Origin of the sequence: Bacillus sp. NMCC46 (genome assembly GCF_002998465.1) — a bacterium.
In the GTDB taxonomy this organism is placed as follows: Bacteria; Bacillota; Bacilli; order Bacillales; family Bacillaceae; genus Bacillus.
On the sequence record NZ_PVQZ01000003.1, the window covers coordinates 436671 to 451461 of the forward strand.

Annotated in this window: 22 protein-coding genes; 19 read left to right on the top strand and 3 right to left on the bottom strand. The window is 41.8% G+C overall.

Annotated elements, in window-relative coordinates; genetic code table 11:
* Positions 1 to 4 precede the first annotated feature (4 nt).
* Positions 5 to 838, top strand: coding sequence for an undecaprenyl-diphosphate phosphatase (locus C6Y01_RS11770; RefSeq protein ID WP_034660680.1), 834 nt, complete (start codon positions 5 to 7; stop codon positions 836 to 838).
* 377 nt (positions 839 to 1215) lie between these two features.
* Positions 1216 to 1689 carry a stress protein gene (locus C6Y01_RS11775; RefSeq protein ID WP_106030412.1) on the top strand — a complete coding sequence of 158 codons (474 nt, stop codon included), beginning with the start codon at positions 1216 to 1218 and terminating at the stop codon, positions 1687 to 1689.
* A 41-nt stretch (positions 1690 to 1730) separates the two neighbouring features.
* Here the strand turns inward: C6Y01_RS11775 and bioB are convergent, their stop codons facing one another.
* From bioB to C6Y01_RS11790, 3 genes are all read right to left on the bottom strand, one after another.
* Positions 1731 to 2726 carry a biotin synthase BioB gene (bioB, locus tag C6Y01_RS11780; RefSeq protein ID WP_034659758.1) on the bottom strand — a complete coding sequence of 332 codons (996 nt, stop codon included), beginning with the start codon at positions 2724 to 2726 and terminating at the stop codon, positions 1731 to 1733.
* A 162-nt stretch (positions 2727 to 2888) separates the two neighbouring features.
* Positions 2889 to 3239 carry a hypothetical protein gene (locus C6Y01_RS11785; protein ID WP_034659757.1) on the bottom strand — a complete coding sequence of 117 codons (351 nt, stop codon included), beginning with the start codon at positions 3237 to 3239 and terminating at the stop codon, positions 2889 to 2891.
* Positions 3240 to 3437: 198 nt separating this feature from the next.
* Positions 3438 to 3815, bottom strand: a complete 378-nt coding sequence (locus C6Y01_RS11790; protein ID WP_034659756.1) for a helix-turn-helix domain-containing protein — start codon at positions 3813 to 3815, stop codon at positions 3438 to 3440.
* Between the two features lie 158 nt (positions 3816 to 3973).
* Between C6Y01_RS11790 and C6Y01_RS11795 the strand changes: the two genes are divergently transcribed.
* From C6Y01_RS11795 to C6Y01_RS11870, 17 genes are all read left to right on the top strand, one after another.
* The gene (locus C6Y01_RS11795) at positions 3974 to 4237 is read left to right on the top strand and encodes a helix-turn-helix transcriptional regulator (protein ID WP_034659755.1); all 264 of its coding nucleotides are present in this window, start codon (positions 3974 to 3976) and stop codon (positions 4235 to 4237) included.
* Positions 4234 to 4386 carry a hypothetical protein gene (locus C6Y01_RS18950; protein WP_162839377.1) on the top strand — a complete coding sequence of 51 codons (153 nt, stop codon included), beginning with the start codon at positions 4234 to 4236 and terminating at the stop codon, positions 4384 to 4386. Before C6Y01_RS11795 ends, C6Y01_RS18950 begins: the two co-directional genes overlap by 4 nt.
* On the top strand, positions 4364 to 4606 hold the full coding sequence (locus C6Y01_RS11800) for a hypothetical protein (protein ID WP_080869539.1): 243 nt from the start codon (positions 4364 to 4366) through the stop codon (positions 4604 to 4606). The genes C6Y01_RS18950 and C6Y01_RS11800 overlap by 23 nt, the downstream gene beginning before the upstream one ends.
* 50 nt (positions 4607 to 4656) lie before the next feature.
* Complete coding sequence (locus tag C6Y01_RS11805; RefSeq protein WP_034659754.1) at positions 4657 to 5055, top strand: RusA family crossover junction endodeoxyribonuclease; 399 nt, start codon at positions 4657 to 4659, stop codon at positions 5053 to 5055.
* Positions 5052 to 5258: an XtrA/YqaO family protein gene (locus tag C6Y01_RS11810; protein WP_034659753.1), complete on the top strand. Its 207-nt coding sequence runs from the start codon at positions 5052 to 5054 to the stop codon at positions 5256 to 5258. The genes C6Y01_RS11805 and C6Y01_RS11810 overlap by 4 nt, the downstream gene beginning before the upstream one ends.
* Before the next feature lie 119 nt (positions 5259 to 5377).
* Positions 5378 to 5896, top strand: a complete 519-nt coding sequence (locus C6Y01_RS11815; protein WP_106038235.1) for a sigma-70 family RNA polymerase sigma factor — start codon at positions 5378 to 5380, stop codon at positions 5894 to 5896.
* Positions 5897 to 6055: 159 nt separating this feature from the next.
* Positions 6056 to 6700, top strand: coding sequence for a phage terminase small subunit (terS, locus tag C6Y01_RS11820; RefSeq protein WP_034659751.1), 645 nt, complete (start codon positions 6056 to 6058; stop codon positions 6698 to 6700).
* 8 nt (positions 6701 to 6708) lie between these two features.
* Positions 6709 to 8010, top strand: a complete 1302-nt coding sequence (locus C6Y01_RS11825; RefSeq protein WP_189318700.1) for a PBSX family phage terminase large subunit — start codon at positions 6709 to 6711, stop codon at positions 8008 to 8010.
* Positions 8007 to 9464: a phage portal protein gene (locus C6Y01_RS11830; RefSeq protein ID WP_095285856.1), complete on the top strand. Its 1458-nt coding sequence runs from the start codon at positions 8007 to 8009 to the stop codon at positions 9462 to 9464. Before C6Y01_RS11825 ends, C6Y01_RS11830 begins: the two co-directional genes overlap by 4 nt.
* A 38-nt stretch (positions 9465 to 9502) precedes the next feature.
* Positions 9503 to 10591, top strand: a complete 1089-nt coding sequence (locus tag C6Y01_RS11835; RefSeq protein ID WP_034659747.1) for an XkdF-like putative serine protease domain-containing protein — start codon at positions 9503 to 9505, stop codon at positions 10589 to 10591.
* 22 nt (positions 10592 to 10613) lie between these two features.
* Positions 10614 to 11537 carry a phage major capsid protein gene (locus C6Y01_RS11840; protein WP_034659746.1) on the top strand — a complete coding sequence of 308 codons (924 nt, stop codon included), beginning with the start codon at positions 10614 to 10616 and terminating at the stop codon, positions 11535 to 11537.
* A gap of 13 nt (positions 11538 to 11550) precedes the next feature.
* The gene (gene yqbG, locus C6Y01_RS11845) at positions 11551 to 11934 is read left to right on the top strand and encodes a protein YqbG (protein WP_106038237.1); all 384 of its coding nucleotides are present in this window, start codon (positions 11551 to 11553) and stop codon (positions 11932 to 11934) included.
* Positions 11931 to 12287, top strand: coding sequence for a YqbH/XkdH family protein (locus tag C6Y01_RS11850; RefSeq protein WP_106038238.1), 357 nt, complete (start codon positions 11931 to 11933; stop codon positions 12285 to 12287). The genes yqbG and C6Y01_RS11850 overlap by 4 nt, the downstream gene beginning before the upstream one ends.
* Positions 12284 to 12781: an HK97 gp10 family phage protein gene (locus C6Y01_RS11855; RefSeq protein WP_034659743.1), complete on the top strand. Its 498-nt coding sequence runs from the start codon at positions 12284 to 12286 to the stop codon at positions 12779 to 12781. Before C6Y01_RS11850 ends, C6Y01_RS11855 begins: the two co-directional genes overlap by 4 nt.
* Positions 12782 to 12785: 4 nt before the next feature.
* Positions 12786 to 13241: a phage tail terminator family protein gene (locus C6Y01_RS11860; protein ID WP_106038239.1), complete on the top strand. Its 456-nt coding sequence runs from the start codon at positions 12786 to 12788 to the stop codon at positions 13239 to 13241.
* Positions 13228 to 13440, top strand: a complete 213-nt coding sequence (locus tag C6Y01_RS11865) for a YqzN/YkzM domain-containing protein (RefSeq protein ID WP_003212736.1) — start codon at positions 13228 to 13230, stop codon at positions 13438 to 13440. Before C6Y01_RS11860 ends, C6Y01_RS11865 begins: the two co-directional genes overlap by 14 nt.
* 3 nt (positions 13441 to 13443) lie before the next feature.
* Positions 13444 to 14790 carry a phage tail sheath family protein gene (locus tag C6Y01_RS11870; RefSeq protein WP_106038240.1) on the top strand — a complete coding sequence of 449 codons (1347 nt, stop codon included), beginning with the start codon at positions 13444 to 13446 and terminating at the stop codon, positions 14788 to 14790.
* The last annotated feature ends 1 nt before the right edge of the window (position 14791 follow it).

The window sequence follows — 14791 nt, forward strand, 5'->3', positions numbered from 1 at the left end:
AATCATGAATCTATGGGATTTATTCGTGGCACTGGTTTTAGGAATTGTCGAAGGATTAACAGAGTATGCACCTGTCTCATCTACAGGTCACATGATCATAGTCGATGATCTATGGTTAAAATCAAAGGAAATCATTACGCCAGAGGCGGCAAACACATTTAAAGTCGTGATTCAGTTAGGTTCTATTTTAGCTGTCATGATTGTGTTCAAGGATCGTATTTTGAACTTGTTAGGCTTAAAGAAAAATATCACCGAAGAACAAAAGCGCAGCGGGCATAAGCTGACTATTGCTCAAATTGCAGTAGGACTCGTCCCAGCCGTCATTTTAGGATTCTTATTTGAAGACTATATTGATAAATACTTGTTTGACGTGAGAACAGTCGCTGTCGGTTTGATTTTAGGCGCAGTGCTGATGCTTGTCGCTGACTGGATCAATAAACGTAAAACAGAAACAAGCTCTGTCGATAACATGACGTACAAACAGGCGCTTTATATCGGACTGTTTCAATGTTTGGCATTATGGCCAGGCTTCTCTCGCTCAGGTTCGACGATTGCAGGCGGGGTTATTCTTGGTTTGAATCACCGTGCTGCAGCTGATTTTACATTTATCATGGCGATGCCGATTATGGCAGGCGCAAGCTTCTTAACACTTGTGAAAAATGCCGAATATTTAACAACAGACATGCTGCCATTCTTTATCGTCGGCTTTGTGAGTGCATTTGTTGTGGCTCTCTTTGTTGTTCGATTCTTCCTAAAACTGATCAATAAAATCAAACTTGTGCCTTTTGCGATATACCGAATTATCCTAGGTGTGATTTTATTTATCCTGTTCATGTAATGCTGTAAACTACTCTTATAAAAGAGTAGTTTCAGCGTGTAGACAAACCTTCGCATTCGTTGTCAGGTCTGCGCGCCGGTGCTCACGAATGTCAAATTCGCTCCGCTCCGGTGCTCGTCCTTCCTAGACTGCAAAGGTTTTCAAACACGCTGAGCTGAAAAGAAGACAAAGGGCTAAAATAAAGATCATTTTAGCCCTTTGTCAACAATCTGAAACTACTCTTATAAAAGAGTAGTTTTTTTGTTGTTTCAGCTCTTTTAAACAGTAAAATCACCCTCTTAATTGGTAGAAAAAGAAGTTTTTTCATAATTTAGTGTTTAAGAGACAGAGGAAGGGGTAGTACATAAACATACCAATTAAAGGAGGAGTTAGAAATAATGAGAAAAACAAGCAAATTTGTTGTTAGTTCTATGATTGCTACGTCAATGGTTGCTGCCCCTCTATCTCTTACGACTTTTGGTCAAACGGCTGAAGCTGCGACGACAACAGGTGTTGATGGAAGTGTCTCTATTGATCCAGTAGCCATTGCCGATAAAATTGAACAAGCAGTAAAATCATCCCAAAATCGTGATGGATTTGTAAAAAATGCGGCGTACAGTGCCTTCTATGAAGCAGGTCAAAACTATAACGTAGTTGTCCAAAACTTAAGCCAAGATCATGACTTTAGCGGACTGAACAATGTTGTCTACTATGATAGTGTTGAATATGATGGTATTACGTTTGGTATTTGGGTATTTGAAGATGGTACGTTCGTCAACAATGGTGACGGCGGCTATATTAACTGGACATTTGTTGGCAGCTTTGACCGTGAGGAAGGAAGCGGCACTGTTGATTTCCATAAAAGATTCTAATCTTATTGCCAAAAGTCTGCCGATTCACCGGCAGACTTTTTTTATAACGCACATTCTTCTATGTCAAAACCTAAATCTTCAATGATGTGATGATCCGTTTGGACTTGCTGGCCTTTTGTTGTTAAATAATCGCCTACGAAAATGGAATTTGCCGCATAAAGGGCAAGCGGCTGAAGCGTCCGTAAATTGAACTCTCTGCCTCCAGATACTCGAATTTCCTTGGTTGGATTGACAAACCTCATGAGCGCCAACACTTTCAATGCTTTGATCGGATGTGTTCGTTCTTGATGCTCAAGCGGTGTTCCCTCGATTGCATGAAGAAAGTTGACTGGAATGGAATCCGCATCAAGGGCTCTGAGCGCAAAAGCCATTTCAACAATTTGCTGGTTGGTTTCACCCATCCCAATAATAACCCCTGAGCAAGGTGACATGCCCGACTGTTTGACCTCCTCAAGGGTCGACAAACGATCATGATATGTATGAGTTGTCGTAATGTGAGCATGATGATCTTGATGTGTATTGATATTGTGATTATACCGATGAACCCCTGCTTCCTTCAGCCGCCTCGCTTTGTCTTCATTTAATAACCCAAGACATGCACACACCTTCAAAGGCATGGTCTCAGTGATCTCTTTTACTGCTGCCGTCACCTCATCTAACTCTCTGTGAGAAGGTGCTCTGCCGCTTGCGACAATACAATAAGTCCCCGCTTTTCTCTTGAGCGCCTCACGCGCGCCAGCCACAATCGTTTTTTGATCAAGCATTGTATATCGTTCAACCGGTGCTTTTGAAATGATCGACTGTGAACAATAACCACAGTTTTCAGGACAATAACCGCTTTTTGCGTTAAAAATCATATTTAATTTCACCTTGTTTTGAAAAAAATGAAATCGTACTTGATAGGCTGCATGCATCATAGATAATAATTCTTTATCGTCAGCTGCAAGAATGTCTAGACCTTCTTGCAGCGTGATCCGTTCATTTTTCAGCGCTTTCTCCGCCATCGCTTCCCAAGACAAAGATATTTGTTTTCCCATCATAAGCTCCTCTCATTATGTTAACTTATTTTTATTAAAAGTTAACATAAGAGATGGTCGTTGGCAAGCATTGGATAAATGAAGTCTATGAATATACATGTAGACACACAAAAAGGCGATGATCATGAAGTCATCGCCTTTTCATATGTAAAGCAATATGGCTTATCGAACAGTAATATAGTTAATCACACGTTCTCCAAGTGAATTATAGTAAGAAACCGTCACTGAACCGCGTTGTACGGCACGAATCCAAGTGAAGTTTGGAGCTGTTTGATCTAATTGAATCGCATAAGTTGCGCCCGTCACAGTAATTTGGCTTGCTGGAAGAGAGACGGCGATCGAAGAACCTACAGGAAGCGTACGGGTCAACGTAATTACTTTATTCATAATAGGAGCTTTTGCTATGACTGGTTCTTTTGGCTGTGCAGCTGCATGAGCACCTTCAGTTTGGAAGAACGTAAGAGCACCTAAAGCAGCTAAAGACAATGTACAAGCTTTCATTAATTTTTTCATCGGTAACACTCCTTTTTTTGGTATATACATATATTAATAATAATAGAATTATATGTCAATAAAATTATGTAGAAAAAAGAGTATTTATGGTGAAAATTGTCATATATTATTCATATGCCTTCTCTTTTTTAGGGGAAAAAGAGGCATAAAAAAAGCTGGGCTCATCCCAGCAATGTAAAGCTTTATGAAAAGAGATCATCAATCGTCGTCTCGCTGTTTTGGCTGACGGCCTTTTTGCTTCTCTTTTTCTCTAATGTAGTGAATAAAATCGATGGTTTGTCTTCGTGCTTCTTCGGAAAAATCGGAGGCAGCCTTAAACGCAATTTGCAAATCAGGATCGTCTGCAAGGTCGGCATCAGTTCCGCCTTTGTCCTTACCTGTGAGAAGATAATCCGTTGAGACCCCATATAACTCGGCGATTTTCACAATCATCTCACCGTCGGGCTTTCTCAAGCCATATTCCCAATTTGCATAGGTGGACATCGCCTTTAATCCGAGTTTTTTAGCAACCGTTGACTTGCTCCATCCATGCTTCTCTCTTAATTCAGTTAAAATCTTTCCAGTCAAATTATCCATTGGAAACACCTTTTTTCATGTTATGAGTAAATTTTATCATGAATTACACGGAAAAGATAAATAATTACACAAAAAGAATAAAAAATGATTGACTTACTCGTTTCGTGTATATTATCATAATGAATATAACTTACACATATTGAGTAAGAGGTGGAAAGATGAAACTTGAACATTTACGAGAAGAACGCATTTTACAAGGAAAAACACAAACCTATATGGCGAAAAAATTAGGATATAAGTACACGAGCGGCTATGCAAATATAGAAATGGGCAGAACGAAGCCTAGCTTAGAAATCGCAAAGCATATTGCAGATCTGCTGAATAGGGGTGTTCAAGAGCTTTTTTTTGACCAAAAGTTACACGAAATGAGTAATTCTCTAAAGGAAGAGCATTTCTTAGAAAAGGGGAGACGAACAAAATGAATATTGAACATCCAATGGTAGCGCAGATGAATGACTTTGGATATCCAAAAAGCTACTGGTCATATGACATGAAACGTTATGGATATCAAACAGAGATTGAGGACAGTCTGGAGGGATTTGAAGAAGATGAAACATCAGATGATTTTTGATGCCAGAAAGGAAGCGCAGCTTTGTTTAGTCCAAGCCGGCGGCTGGATGACCTTTCATCACCAGAAACCGGTGTTTGTTTTTTCCACAGCAGAAGATAAGCAAACATACATGAACCTCTTGGCGGCAAAGGTCGCTGAAGCAAAAAAGGAGGAATCAAGGCGACGTGAAACGATGGAAGCAAATTATGACAATCCTCAAATGCTTGCTCAAAGCGAGTAAAAACGAACAAGACATCCGTCAGTTTGAAAAGGATGACGGGAGATCCTAACATGGTCATCCATTTTATCATTGAGGCAGAGTTTTTAACAAAAGATACATTGATAAAAAGAATACGAGCAGCTGCAAAAGCACAATGCCCGCATAAAATAAAAGGCGCACTATCACTCGAGATTCGCTTATTTGACGACATGCCGCTTGACATAGCTGACTGTCAAAACAAGCGTACATACGCAGAAAAAGGTTTGATACGCCCGGTGCACGTCAGCATCTTTCAGCCAAGACTACAACATATTCAAGAAGCACTTCATTCTATTGCGGATAAGGTCCCTCTACAGATTGTCGATTTAAGAGTTTCACAGTTTTATAGTATGCGTCCAAGAATTGAAATCATTTTAAATACGATAGGTGATGGCACGAAATCCTCACCAAATAAGGAGACAAGCATATGAACGAGCCAAAACAATTATTCATTCAAGAAAACCAGACATTTGTCGGTGAGATGGAAACAGGAAAAATTCAAGTCATCGTGTTAGATGGGAATGTAGGAACGGCTTATAAGTTGGATGTACCTGAACATGGAAAAACCATTATTCAAACGGCAAAAGGTCACTTTGCAAGAGTAGATCACGAGATTGGTTTTAAAATCAGCTAGATCACAACACAACACAATACGTCCAAGACGGAAAGCCTGCGGACACTGATCAAGACCCTATGAAAAGGGGACTGATTGGTGTCCGTTTTTTATTTTCTTAAAAAAGGGAGAGAGCCAATATGCAAGATTTACTTATCGAATACAAACGAGCATTAAAGGATGCTAGAAAAAGATATGAACCATTTAGAGAAAAAGAAGACAAACAGCTTTCATATCAAGAGAAGCATGATAAAAAAATTATCGCCAGTATGGTCAGCGATCTCGAATACGTCGTGGAATGGCTTCAAATCGGCAGACAGCCAGGCGCACGCAGAGGATTAGACAGACGTTCAGTCTATCAGCGCACCATCCTAGCAAATCCAGAAGTGTTAGAGGCTTTATCACATGAATATACCCTCATCCAAGAGAATGAAAGAGATGTCAGCGAGCGGGACAAAAGACGAATTGACGAAGCCTTGTCCGTTTTAACGGATCGAGAAAAGGACGTATTCTTCATGCACACAACACAAGGATTATCGTTTAGCGAGATTGCGGTTATGCTGGATGTGAAAAAAGGAACTGTCCAAAAACATATGGAGAGAGCTCGGACAAAGATGTCCAAAAAAGTACAAGAACGTCTATTCGAAGCAGCTGAATAGGCGTTTTTTCTTTTACAAAATAAATGGAGCAGCACTTGTCTTACAGTTGCCACCTATAGTTAGAAAGACCAAACGGATGTTTGCTAGCCCTACACAAATGATTCCTTCACAGGAAATCGTTCGAATTAAAAATTAAAAGGAGGCGGCAGGTGAATGTAAATGAAAGATAAACGGATAGGAGCCAAGCAGGATTATATGAAAGGGATGACGTACCAGCAAATTGCTGATCATTACAATGTCTCGATCCATACCGTGAAATCATGGAAAAGACGATACGGATGGCAAAGGCAAAAAGGTTCGTCAAAGCAGGCACACTCGATCTTCAATCAGTTTCTTTCAGATGAAACAATTGAAATCATGGAGAAAATGGGCGGGCGTACATCGCTTGATTTAATCTGGGATCAAATTCAAATTCAATATGCTGCCATTATTCGGGCGCAGCGCATCATGTATGTGTCAGATCAAGATGACATGATCAAAGAGCTGAAAAAGGCGGCATACATGCCTTCTTCATTAGAAGAAACAGTAGAAGGCATTCAGCCAGAACAAGAAATCAGCACAGAAGAATATTCGTTTCAATTTTCGTGGGATCGGCATGCCACCTTTTTAAATGCCCAATCCCGTGCAATGGGAGAGCTCAGGCGTCTCATTAAACAGTTTGAAGAGCTCGCACATGCGAAGGATGAACGAAGATTAAGGCTAAAGCAAATTGAACTGACCATCGAAAAAACAAAAAAAGCAGTTCGCGAAGAAAAAGAGGAAGATCTTCACATCATGATCAAGCGAAAAGAGGATAACTCATGACGCCATTGATTGAAAAAGAAGTCAATCCTCACTTTGAACACTTTCTATTCGATTGGAATCAGAAGTTTCAATTTTTAGTAGGCGGCTACGGCTCCTCCAAAAGCTATCACATTGCGTTAAAACTCATTTTAAAGCTGCTGGAAGAAAAACGGACAGCACTTGTCATTCGAGAAGTATATGATACGCACCGTGAATCAACATTTTCTCTATTACAAGAGATCGTCAGCGATCTTGACATCGATCATGTGGTGAAGTGCCGCAGTTCGCCGCTTGCCTTGACGTTTCGAAATGGCAGCAGCATCTTATTCAAAGGGCTGGACAAGCCTGAGAAATTGAAATCAATCAACAACATCTCGATCATTTGGATTGAGGAGTGTTCAGAGGTTTCTTATGAAGGCTTTAAAGAGCTGCTTGGAAGATTGAGGCATCCGTCCTTACCGCTTTATATGATGTTATCGACCAATCCTGTTGGTCAAGATAATTGGACGTACAGACATTTCTTTCGAGATGAACAGCTGAAGCGATTTGTCCTAGATGACGAAACCTTATACAAAAAACGCACCGTTGTGATCAAGGATACGTACTATCATCACTCCACAGCGGAAGATAACCTATTTCTCCCTAAAAGCTATGTGGAGCAGCTGGATGAGCTAAAAGAATACGACCCAGACCTCTATCGAATTGCGAGGAAGGGCTATTTCGGCATCAATGGAACAAAGGTTTTTCCTCAATTTGAGGTAAGAAATCATTCTGATGTATTAGAAGCGATTCACCAGATTGACCGGCCGCTGAAACGAGCAGGCATGGATTTTGGATTTGTTGAATCGTACAATGCGCTCATTCGATTAGCCGTCGATCATGAAAAAAAGTACTTATATATTTACTGGGAATATTACGACCGCGGGAAAACAGATGATGAAACAGCCGTTGATCTAAAAGAGTTCATTGAATCAAAGGAACTCATCAAAGCCGATGCAGCAGAGCCTAAAACCATTCACTATTTTCGGCAGCGTGGATTTCAGATGGTGGCAGCACATAAGTTCCAAGGCTCGCGTTTGCAGTATACGAAAAAGATCAAACGGTTTAAGAAAATCATTTGCTCTGATGCTTGTCCGTATACAATCTATGAACTTCAATCACTGACCTATAAGGCAGATAAGGATGGACGTTTAGAGGAAGATACATTTCAAATCGATCCGCACACATTATCAGCGATCTGGTATGCGCTGGATGATTATGAAGTGACGGATTTGAAACAGACCGCCTCAGAGCGTGTCCGTCCAAACAGAGAGAGGAGGTCCATACAATGAAACAATTGAAAGCAACGATTATGAAGGCAAACATGTCTGATCATACAAAACAAATGTATGCAGATGAATTTTCCTATGAAAAAGATGACATTGTTCCCCCTCCTTACAACATCAATGAATTAAAAAGCATGGCAGAATATTCAACCATTCTTCAGCAATGTATTGATGCGTACAAAACCAATATTTTAGGTTTTGGGTTTGGGGTAGAATACGCTTTTGACTTTAATGCAGAAGGTGTAAAACCGGCAAAAAAGAAGGCTGCAGAAAAGGAATGGACAAGACTTGAAGAGTTTACGAAGTACATGAACTATGATGAGTCCGCTGATGTGATTCTTGGCTATGTCCTCGAAGACCGAGAGAAAACGGGCAATGGTTTTTTAGAGGTGCTGAGAGATGGACAAGGAAAGCCGGCCGGAATCGAGTATTTAGATGCGCTTCATATCCGCATTTGCAAGCTTAGTGAGCCAGTCGACGTCGAATTCAGGTACACCGAAAATGGCGAAATGAAGACAATGAATCGAAAGAAACGATTCCGTAAATATGTACAGGTAATCAACGAAAAGAAAGTCTTCTTCAAGGAGTATGGTGATCCGCGCATTTTGCACTGTGAAACAGGCAAATACGATGACACCACACCAGAGCCGCTTCGCGCAACAGAAGTGATTCATTTTAAAATTGGCAGTGGAACATATGGGATTCCCCGCTGGATTGGCAACATCGTCAATATGTACGGTGCTCGCAAGGCAGAGGAGCTGAACTATCTTTATTTTAAACAAGGGCGGCATGTACCAGGTGCCATCATTGTCGAAAATGGCATGCTGTCAGAATCCTCTTATCAGCAGCTTCAAGATTATATGGACGATATTGAAGGATCTGATCATGCACATAAATTTCTATTGCTTGAAGTTGAAGGTTTACCGACAGAAAAAGGGTTAACGGGAGAAGAAGATGTCTCAAATGTCAAAGTAAACTTCAAATCTCTAGCCGAGATCCTGCAAGAAGATGCGCTCTTTTTAGAATACGATGAAAAAACAAGAAACAAAATCCGCTCTGCGTTTCGCCTGCCGCCAATTTATACAGGTGAGTCTCAAGACTATAACAAAGCAACAGCAGATACGGCGCGTAAAACAACAGAAGAGCAGGTATTTCAGCCGGAACGGCATCTCATCACAGGAAAACTCAATACTCTTTTCCTGCCGGATCTTGATATTTGGCATGTCCGTTTTCTATTAAATGGTCCTGATTTTAGAGACCCATTAGAGATTGCCAAGGTACTGACGCCATTTATTCAGGCTGGGGCAGTGTCACCTAACGATTTGCGCGATCTAGCAGGAAGAATTCTCGGAAAAACGCTAGAGGAATGGCCTGAGGAACTATATCACCGACCTTTAGAAAGCCGCATGAAATCAGCTGAAGAAAAGCCTCAACCAGAGCCGGACCAGCTGACGAAATAAACAGAAGCGCGTGCACTTTTTTGAAAGGGGGTGAACATATGCCAAGAGAACTAAAAAACGCTAAAATTACGCATGTTTCCTACGTGGACAAAGCAGCGAACAAGAAGAAATTCTTTTTGATGAAAGCAAAGAAAAAGCGGCCTGACTTTCAAAAGGAGGTCAGTGTCCTAACAAAGGCTGAAGATGCTCATCGCCTCGTGTACGGTGTCGTGTATGAACCGAATACGCCTGATGCACATCAAGACTTTATGACAGCCAAGGAAATTGAAAGAGCGGCACACGGCTTTATGAAGGATGCCCGTCATATTGACAAGCAGCATGATTTTCAGGATGGTGTTGGCGAAGTGGTTGAATCGTATATTGCTCCGGCTGATGTAGAGGTAGGCGGGGAGCTGATTCGAAAAGGGTCTTGGGTGCTTGTGACAAAGGCTTCCCAAGAGATTTGGGATCAAATTCAGAAGGGCCACATTACAGGCTATTCAATGGCTGGAACGGCGGACATCGTCGCCATAGAAGAACAAGATCAGCTTCTATCTCAAGGCACGAATGAGAGAGGGCTTTTTTCTTTGCTGAAAAATTTCTTTTTAAAAGAGGAAGGTGCAAACATGTCACAACCATTTTGGAACGTTTTAGACCATCTGCTGGAAACCTTACAGTCAAGTGATGGTGATGAGGCGGATGTAAGAGCTGCCTTAGAACAGCTCATTCCAATCATGCAGGACATCCTGAAGACAGAGGATGTACTTCAAACGATTGGTGAAAGGCCAGCCGCCGTACAAAAGGAAGATGCTGCTTTGACGACAGATCAAGTACGAGAGCTCGAAAAAGCAAAAAAGGCCATCGAAAACGTCTTACAGCAGGCTGAACAACAAGAAACAGATCAAACCGGGGAAGAACCTGTCCAAAAAGTGCTCGAGCAAGTCGTTGCACCGATTCGTCAGCAGCTCTCTTCCTTAGAGAAATCAGCCAGCAGAGAAAAAGCAGCGGTGCAGGAAGTGCTTGAGCAGCAGCTTTTGCCTATTTCAGAACGAATTCACATGCTTGAAAAGGCGCGGGGCATGTCAAAACAAACAATCCACGATACACAAAACGACACGACAACACCCATATGGGATGGCTTACTATAAGCCTAAATAAGGAGGAAACAGTGTGAGAAATCAAGAGTTGATTCGCAAGGCTGAAATGACACTTGCCAGCTTAAAAACCGGCGGTCTCATGAACGCAACCCAATCCAACACATTCATTAGAATGATGCAAAACACACCAACCGTTTTAAATGATGCACGCATCATTCCGATGGAAAGTGATTCACAAAAAATCGAAAAAATCGGCTTTGGCCAGCGTATTTTGCGCCCAGCAGAAGAAGGCCAAGCGCTTGATGCAAAAGACCGTGTTGTCCCAGCGACAAGCACTGTCCAGCTAAATGCGAAAGAGGTCATTGCAGAGATTCACATGACCTACGACAGCATTGAAAACAATATTGAAAAAGACGGAATCCAGCAGACGATTATGCAAATGCTGGCTGAACGAGCGGCGGTCGATATTGAAGAGCTTATCGTCAATGGGGATACGACTTCATCAGATCCATTTTTAGCCCAAATGGATGGCGTGAGAAAACAAGCAGTATCTCATATTGTTGATGCAAATGGAGCGGAAATTAGCCGCCAAATGTTTAAACAAGCCTATAAAGCGATGCCGTCAAAATATTTACGTGTACCTCAGGATTTCCGTTTCTACACATCCCCAAGTTTAGAGGTTGAGTGGAAGGATCAAGTAGCAAACCGTCAGACAAATCTCGGAGATGCGGTCATTCAAGGCGGACTTTCTTCTGCATTCGGTGTGCCGGTCAAAGGTCTTGCCAATATGCAGCCATATGACGAAGCGGGAACAGACGTATCAGATATTTTGCTGACACACCCTAAAAATATTATCGTAGGTTTTTCTCGTAATATTCGAATTGAAGTAGAAAAAGATATTCGCAGCCGTAAATTTATTATTGTCCTGACAGCGAAGCTAGACAGCAAATTTGAGGAAGAGGATGCTGTAGCAAAAGTGATGAAAGTGAAAGAGTAGGTGACGGCAGGCCATGATTATTTCTCCTGAAGAAGTACAAGCCTATTCTGTATTTGAGCGTGTGAAAAATCGATCTGTAGAAAGACTGACAGCAGATATTATCGAAGCCGAAGCTGCGGTATTTCAGATCGTAGGTCATGATTTCTCAAGCGAAAAATATCAGCCCCTTCCTGAAAAAGCAAGAATCGCATTATTAAAAATGGCCCAATATTTTGCCATGCTGAATGATGACGAATCTATGATGAAAGGCTTTACGTCAGAAAAAATGGGTGATTACTCATATGCGAAGGCAGCTGATCAAGTGAAAGGCAAACCTTATGTATATGCCCTGCTTGTCGATTACATTGAACCATCATTAACTGGCGGCAGTACCAAATTAAAGGTGAGATCATTATGAGTTATCACTCTTTATTAACAGACCGCTGTGATCTTTTTCACCTTGAACATCAGGAGGCTTCCCGAGGAAAATTCGGGGTTCCAGCTGATGACTTACAAATGACTCTTTCCTATCCCGATGCTCCTAGCCTGACAGATCTGGCTTGTTATGTCATAGAAAAGAATCAGTCCCTTGTGCAAGAAGAGCCGAATACAGTTATTTATCAGTCCTATCTTGTCCATCTCCCTTTAGCAAGTGATATTCGCCTGCATGACAAAATGGTGTGGAACGGCGTCTCACTTAAGTTGCAGCAGCCCAAAATAGTGAAAAATCATCACATTGAAGTGATGGCAGTCAGGAAGGAAAATCTATGAAAATTGATGGACTTGACCGGCTGCTTTCACAGCTGCAAACAGCGTGTGACGGCGGCTTAAAGGCAAAATATCAAGATTGGCTACAAGACATGGGCCTAGAACTTTTGGACATCATTCAGGATGAGCTAATCAAGGAGAATGCTGTCGATACAGGCCGGCTTCTAAGCTCCTTTACGCAAGGAGACAAGGAGAATCATTTTCTTATGTCAAAAGGTGGTCTCACGCTTGAAGTGGGAACGCAGCTTGAATATGCCTCCTATGTCAATGACGGACATGCTACTTCTTCAAGTGGAGAGCGAAGATGGGTGCCTGGCAGATGGGCTGGCAGCCGCTTTGAATATGATCCGAATGCAAAGACAGGAATGATGCTTGCCTCTCAATGGATAGATGGAAATGGCTACTGGGATCATGCTGTCATGCTCTATGAGCAAATGTTTGAACAGTCGCTGGATCGAAAGCTTCAAAGCTGGTTCGATCGACATTTTGGGAGGTGATGAAATGAATCAAGAAGTCGGGGCAATCATTCATTATATTTACACACACTTTCCTGTGACAATGTATGATCGACTTTTGCCAGAGCGTTTTCAAGTGCCATCCGTTTATGTGCCGCCCGTAACAGTCATCAGCGGTCCAGATACGGTATCTACGTTTATGAAATCTTATTCGCTGCAAGTGAAAGTGTTTCATATGGATACAGAAAAAGCGCATGACGCGGCAGAAACAATTGTTGATGCATTGCTTGCTGATCGTCAAATGATTCAGATGATGAGTGAAGATGGAGAGGTGCTTGATGATTATGTCCGCATAAAAAGAGTGGAAACCAGAATGATAGATCAAGGCGTAGCAGCGATTGTCCTGACGTGGGATAGCAGTTATTGGTACAACCGAGACAAACAAGCAAGCCTTGAAGATATCAACTTTTCAGATGGAGTGATCAAACGTGAGCAAGACTAAAAAAGCAGAGCCCGCTCAAACAGCTGGCGAAGAAAAAGAATTTGGCTTTTCATTTGAAGCCTTAAAAGAGCACAGTAAGGATCTTTTTGGGGTTAAACCAGAAATCCTTGAAGGTGCTCTTTTTTATATCAAACATCAACCAATTACAAAAACAGAAGCGAAAAAGCACATTGATGCTTTTTTGTCCAAGGAGGTTTAAAGGATGAACGGAGGCACATTTACACCAGGTACAGAGAAAAAGCGTCCTGGCATTTACTTTAATTTTAAAACAACAGCAGAGCAGCGAATTACTTTAGGCGATCGAGGTACGGTGGCACTTCCTCTTGTGATGAGCTGGGGAGAACCAAAAACCTTTATTTCCGTTTCAAATATGGAAGACTTAAATAAAAAGGTTGGACTCAATATTGATGACAAGTCGCTTCTTCTTTTCCGTGAAGCAAAGAAAAAAGCACAAACGGTCTTGCTTTACCGCCTAAACGAAGGGGAGCCAGCCAAAGCTGAAATCGCAGAAAACTTTGTGGTCACAGCCAATTATGGCGGTCTAAAAGGAAATGAGATCACTGTACAAGTGGCAGAAAATGTACTTGATAGCACAAAGCGTGACGTCATCACTTATCTTGGAACAGATATTGTGGATAAGCAGGTTGTCACGGATGTCAAAGATCTTGTGAAAAACAAATATGTTCAATTTTCTGGTGAAGGTGAAGCCGTCATCACGGCTGGTGTGGCACTAAGCGGTGGGAAAAATGGTGTGGCAAGTGTCGCAGATTATACAGCTTTCCTAGAAGCAGCAGAAACAGAATACTTTGATGTTATTGCTCTCCCGATCGATAATAGTGAGCAATTAAGAGCGACCTTCGCTTCATTTATCGAGCGTTTACGTGATAAGCAAGGACGTAAGGTGCAAGGAGTTGTGGCCAACTATGCAGCTGACCAAGAAGGCATCATCAATGTGACAAGCGGTGTTGTGCTGGAAGATGGAACAGAACTAACGCCTGCTCAAGCAACAGCATGGGTCGCAGGTGCAAGTGCAGGTGCAAACTTCAATCAGTCACTGACCTTTGTAGAATACGAAGGAGCAGTGGATACATTAGAACGCCTTGATAATGATCAAGTAGAATACCGATTATCACAAGGGGAGTTCCTGTTCACCTTTGATGCGAGAGATCGTACCGTGAGTGTTGAAAAAGATATTAACTCCTTGACAAGCTTTACAGCTGAAAAGAACCAGCAAATGGCGAAAAACAAAATCATTCGTGTGCTTGATGCGATCAACAATGATTTGACGTTCGAATTAAAAAATCTGATTAAATTACGCAAAGCCAATGGCAATGACATTCCAGCATCAGATGATGGGGTGCAGCTTGTGAAAACACTGATTACTCAGTATCTCACACAGCTTCAAGATGGCAGCGGCATTACAGGCTTTAACTCAGAAACAGATATCGTGATCGGTCTCAATGAAGATCGTGATGGATTTATCATCGATCTAGCGGTTCAACCAGTAGATGCAGCAGAAAAATTCTATTTCAATGTGGAGGTGAAGTAAG

Coding starts and splice junctions, on each gene's coding strand:
- C6Y01_RS11800 (WP_080869539.1), top strand. CDS start 4,364: ATGAAACATCAGATGATTTTTGATGCCAGAAAGGAAGCGCAGCTTTGT.
- C6Y01_RS11835 (WP_034659747.1), top strand. CDS start 9,503: ATGCCAAGAGAACTAAAAAACGCTAAAATTACGCATGTTTCCTACGTG.
- C6Y01_RS11785 (WP_034659757.1), bottom strand. CDS start 3,239: ATGAAAAAATTAATGAAAGCTTGTACATTGTCTTTAGCTGCTTTAGGT.
- C6Y01_RS11815 (WP_106038235.1), top strand. CDS start 5,378: ATGCAAGATTTACTTATCGAATACAAACGAGCATTAAAGGATGCTAGA.
- yqbG (WP_106038237.1), top strand. CDS start 11,551: ATGATTATTTCTCCTGAAGAAGTACAAGCCTATTCTGTATTTGAGCGT.
- terS (WP_034659751.1), top strand. CDS start 6,056: ATGAAAGATAAACGGATAGGAGCCAAGCAGGATTATATGAAAGGGATG.
- C6Y01_RS11855 (WP_034659743.1), top strand. CDS start 12,284: ATGAAAATTGATGGACTTGACCGGCTGCTTTCACAGCTGCAAACAGCG.
- C6Y01_RS18950 (WP_162839377.1), top strand. CDS start 4,234: ATGAATATTGAACATCCAATGGTAGCGCAGATGAATGACTTTGGATAT.
- C6Y01_RS11870 (WP_106038240.1), top strand. CDS start 13,444: ATGAACGGAGGCACATTTACACCAGGTACAGAGAAAAAGCGTCCTGGC.
- C6Y01_RS11830 (WP_095285856.1), top strand. CDS start 8,007: ATGAAACAATTGAAAGCAACGATTATGAAGGCAAACATGTCTGATCAT.
- C6Y01_RS11770 (WP_034660680.1), top strand. CDS start 5: ATGAATCTATGGGATTTATTCGTGGCACTGGTTTTAGGAATTGTCGAA.
- C6Y01_RS11795 (WP_034659755.1), top strand. CDS start 3,974: ATGAAACTTGAACATTTACGAGAAGAACGCATTTTACAAGGAAAAACA.
- bioB (WP_034659758.1), bottom strand. CDS start 2,726: ATGGGAAAACAAATATCTTTGTCTTGGGAAGCGATGGCGGAGAAAGCG.
- C6Y01_RS11860 (WP_106038239.1), top strand. CDS start 12,786: ATGAATCAAGAAGTCGGGGCAATCATTCATTATATTTACACACACTTT.
- C6Y01_RS11810 (WP_034659753.1), top strand. CDS start 5,052: ATGAACGAGCCAAAACAATTATTCATTCAAGAAAACCAGACATTTGTC.
- C6Y01_RS11790 (WP_034659756.1), bottom strand. CDS start 3,815: ATGGATAATTTGACTGGAAAGATTTTAACTGAATTAAGAGAGAAGCAT.
- C6Y01_RS11805 (WP_034659754.1), top strand. CDS start 4,657: ATGGTCATCCATTTTATCATTGAGGCAGAGTTTTTAACAAAAGATACA.
- C6Y01_RS11850 (WP_106038238.1), top strand. CDS start 11,931: ATGAGTTATCACTCTTTATTAACAGACCGCTGTGATCTTTTTCACCTT.
- C6Y01_RS11775 (WP_106030412.1), top strand. CDS start 1,216: ATGAGAAAAACAAGCAAATTTGTTGTTAGTTCTATGATTGCTACGTCA.